Genomic DNA, 3,398 nt, shown 5'->3' with positions numbered 1-3,398 from the left:
TCGCGCTCCTGGGTCAGGCGGATCTTCTTGCCGTTGACGACCAGGGTGTTGCCTTCGACGGAAACTTCGCCGTCAAAACGGCCGTGCACGCTGTCGTACTTGAGCATGTAAGCCAGGTAGTCGGGCTCGAGCAGGTCGTTGATGCCGACGATTTCGATGTCGGAGAAGTTTTGCACTGCGGAGCGCAGCACGTTGCGGCCAATGCGGCCGAAGCCGTTGATACCAACCTTGATCGTCATAGTTGCCTCGTAGATAGTGAGTAATGAAACCGGAGCGGATTGTGCCCGGACCGGTCCGTACAGAGCCTAGTCCGGACGGCTGATTTGTGCCCAAGCGCAAACTTCAGCCGGAAAAAAGGGGCACGAGGCCCCTTCTGCTTACTTGCCAGCGTTCTGCAGGGCCACCTGCACGGTGTCGGCCACGTTCTCGGCCGTGAAGCCGAAGTGCTTGAACAGCACGCCTGCGGGAGCGGACTCGCCATAGCTGTCGATGCCGACCACGGCCGCGCAGCCGTACTTCCACCAGAAGTCGGTCACGCCCATTTCCACGGCGATGCGCGGCAGGCCGGCGGGCAGCACGGCCGTCTTGTACTTCACGTCCTGGCGGTCGAAGGTCGTGGTGCTGGGCATGGAGACCACGCGCACGGCGATCTTGCGCTCGGCCAGCAGCTTCTGTGCGGCCAGGGCCAGTTGCACCTCGGAGCCGGTGGCGATGATCACGGCCTGGGCCTTCTTGCCCTTCAGGCCCGCATCCTTGGGCTCGGACAGCACATAGGCGCCGCAGGCGATGTCGTCCAGCGCCTCTTCGCTCTTGGGCGAGTAGGCCAGGTTCTGGCGGCTCAGCAGCATGGCCGTGGGCTTGTTCCTGTGGCTCAGGGCCACGGTCCAGGCCACGGCGGTTTCCGTGGTGTCGGCGGGGCGCCACACGTCCAGACCCGGGATCAGGCGCAGGCTGGCTGCGTGCTCGATGGACTGGTGGGTGGGGCCGTCTTCGCCCAGGCCGATGGAGTCGTGCGTGAACACATGGATCACGCGTTGCTTCATCAGCGCCGCCATGCGGATGGCGTTGCGGCTGTAGTCGGAGAAGGTCAGGAAGGTGCCGCCGTAGGGAATGAAGCCGCCGTGCAGGGCGATGCCGTTCATGATGGCGGCCATGCCGAACTCGCGCACGCCGTAGTTGATGTGGCGGCCGATCTTGCCGTCTTCGGTCTTGACCACCGCACCCTTGTCGTCCACGCGCAGCGAGGGAGTGAACTTGGTGTTGGTCAGGTTGGAGCCGGTCAGGTCGGCGGAGCCGCCCAGCAGCTCGGGCAGAGCGGCCGTCAGGCCTTCCAGGGCCAGCTGGCTGGCCTTGCGGCTGGCCACGGTGGCGGCGGCGTCATGCGCGTCGGAAGCGATCTTGGCCGCAGTCTCGAGGAAGTTGGCGGGCAGATCGCCGGCCATGCGGCGCTTGAACTCGGCGGCCTGCTGGGGGTAGGCCTTCTCGTAGGCGGCGAACTTGTCGTTCCAGGCGGCTTCCATCTTGGCGCCCTGGCCCTTGGCGTCCCAGTCGGTGTAGACATCGGCGGGGATCTCGAAGGGACCGTAGTTCCAGCCCAGGGCGGCGCGGGTCAGCACGATTTCCTCGGCGCCCAGGGGTTCGCCGTGGGCCTTGGCCGTGTCCTGGCGGTTGGGCGAGCCCTTGCCGATATGGGTCTTGCAGCAGATCAGCGTGGGCTTGTCGGCGCTCTTCTTGGCGGCGGCAATGGCCTTGTCCACGGCGTCCACATTGTGGCCGTCCACGGCGCGGATCACGTTCCAGCCATAGGCTTCGAAGCGCTCGGGCGTGTTGTCGATGAACCAGGGCGTGACCTTGCCGTCGATGGAGATGCCGTTGTCGTCGTACAGCGCGATCAGCTTGTTGAGCTTCCAGGCGCCGGCCAGGGCCGCGGCTTCATGGCTGACGCCTTCCATCAGGCAGCCGTCGCCCAGGAATGTGTAGGTGTGGTGGTCGACGATCTCGTGCTTGTCCTGGTTGAACTCGGCGGCCAGCAGCTTTTCGGCCAGCGCAAAGCCCACGGCATTGGTGATGCCTTGGCCCAGGGGACCGGTGGTGGTTTCCACGCCGGGGGTGATGCCCACTTCGGGGTGGCCCGCGGTCTTGCTGTGCAGCTGACGGAAGTTCTTCAGCTCTTCGATGGGCAGGTTGTAGCCGCTCAGGTGCAGCAGCGAATAGATCAGCATGGAGCCATGGCCGTTCGACAGGATGAAACGGTCGCGGTTGGCCCAGTGCGGGTTCACGGGGTTGTGCTGGAGGTGGCGGCTCCACAGCGCAACGGCCATGTCGGCCATGCCCATGGGGGCGCCGGGGTGGCCGGAGTTGGCTTGTTGAACGGCATCCATTGCGAGTGCGCGGATCGCATTCGCCATATTTTGAGTGTTGGCCATCAGGGCGCTCCGAAAAGGAGGGGGTAATTCTGCTAAGCCCTCTATTTTAATTGAGGCCCAATTTTCGCAGGCGGGATGCGGGTCAATGCACTACAGTGCAGCCCAAGAAACGGGCTGTCGCCCTGTTGAAAAAGCCGATCGCGCATGACTGCTGACACCTCTGCTCCCTCCTTTGTTCAACCCGCTGCCATGCTGCTGGCGGCCGGCCGCGGCGAGCGCATGCGGCCGCTGACGGATGCCACGCCCAAGCCCCTGCTCAAGGTGCAGGGCCGGCCTTTGCTGCAGCACCACCTGCAGGCCCTGGTCGCGGCCGGCGTGCCGCGCGCCGTGATCAACACCGGCTGGCTGGGGGAGCAGATTCCCGCTTACTTCGGCGCGGTTTTTGCGCCCCAGGCGGCCGGGGATCAGCGCCGGCCGCTGCCGCTTGCGTATTCGGCCGAGCCCGCCCAGGCCTATGAGACCGCGGGCGGCATCAGCCGCGCGCTGGCGCTGCTGGGCGATATGTTCTGGCTGGCCGCCGGCGATGTCTATGCGCCGGACTTCGACTTTCCCGCGGCCGTGGCCCAGGACTTTGCCGCCAGCGACCGGCTCGCCCATCTGTGGCTGGTGCCCAATCCCGAGCATCATCCGCGCGGCGACTTCGGCCTGAGCGACGACGGCCTAGCGCTGGATCTGCCCGAGGGCGACGGCCGGCCGCGCTACACCTACAGCACCCTGGCGCTGCTGAAGGCCGAGCTGTTCGCTGCGCCCTGGTGCGAGCTCCCCGCAGGCAACCCCGAGGGCCTGCGCGCGCCGCTGGCCCCGCTGCTGCGCCGCGCCATGGCCGACGGCCGTGTGGGCGCCTCGCTCTACACGGGCCGCTGGGTGGATGTGGGCACGCCCGAGCGACTGGCCCAGCTGAATCGGGACTGAGGCATGGGCGCACGCAGCATTGACTGGCAGGGCCAACCCATGGTTCACGCCTGCACGGCC

At 66.3% G+C, this 3,398-nt stretch carries 3 protein-coding genes; 1 reads left to right on the top strand and 2 read right to left on the bottom strand.

What is annotated here, in order from left to right; genetic code table 11:
• Both JOY88_RS01625 and tkt read right to left on the bottom strand, forming a co-directional pair.
• Nucleotides 1-239: glyceraldehyde 3-phosphate dehydrogenase NAD-binding domain-containing protein (locus tag JOY88_RS01625; RefSeq protein ID WP_293499789.1), on the bottom strand; the 239-nt coding region annotated here is incomplete at its 3' end.
• 138 nt (nt 240-377) lie between these two features.
• Nucleotides 378-2,426, bottom strand: coding sequence for a transketolase (gene tkt / locus JOY88_RS01620; RefSeq protein WP_293499788.1), 2,049 nt, complete (start codon nt 2,424-2,426; stop codon nt 378-380).
• 144 nt (nt 2,427-2,570) lie between these two features.
• Here tkt and JOY88_RS01615 point away from each other — a divergent pair, with 144 nt between their 5' ends.
• Entirely contained in the window at nt 2,571-3,338 is a 768-nt protein-coding gene (locus JOY88_RS01615) for a nucleotidyltransferase family protein (protein ID WP_293499787.1), read from the top strand.
• Nucleotides 3,339-3,398 lie beyond the last annotated feature (60 nt).

This window comes from Roseateles sp. (assembly GCF_019237615.1).
Classification (GTDB): Bacteria; Pseudomonadota; Gammaproteobacteria; order Burkholderiales; family Burkholderiaceae_C; genus Pelomonas.
Note: the sequence above shows the minus strand (reverse complement) of the source record. Positions and strands in the feature narration are given on the sequence as shown.

What these genes read in the sequence shown, in the direction of transcription:
- tkt (WP_293499788.1), bottom strand. Translation starts at nt 2,426, where the DNA reads ATGGCCAACACTCAAAATATGGCGAATGCGATCCGCGCACTCGCAATG.
- JOY88_RS01615 (WP_293499787.1), top strand. Translation starts at nt 2,571, where the DNA reads ATGACTGCTGACACCTCTGCTCCCTCCTTTGTTCAACCCGCTGCCATG.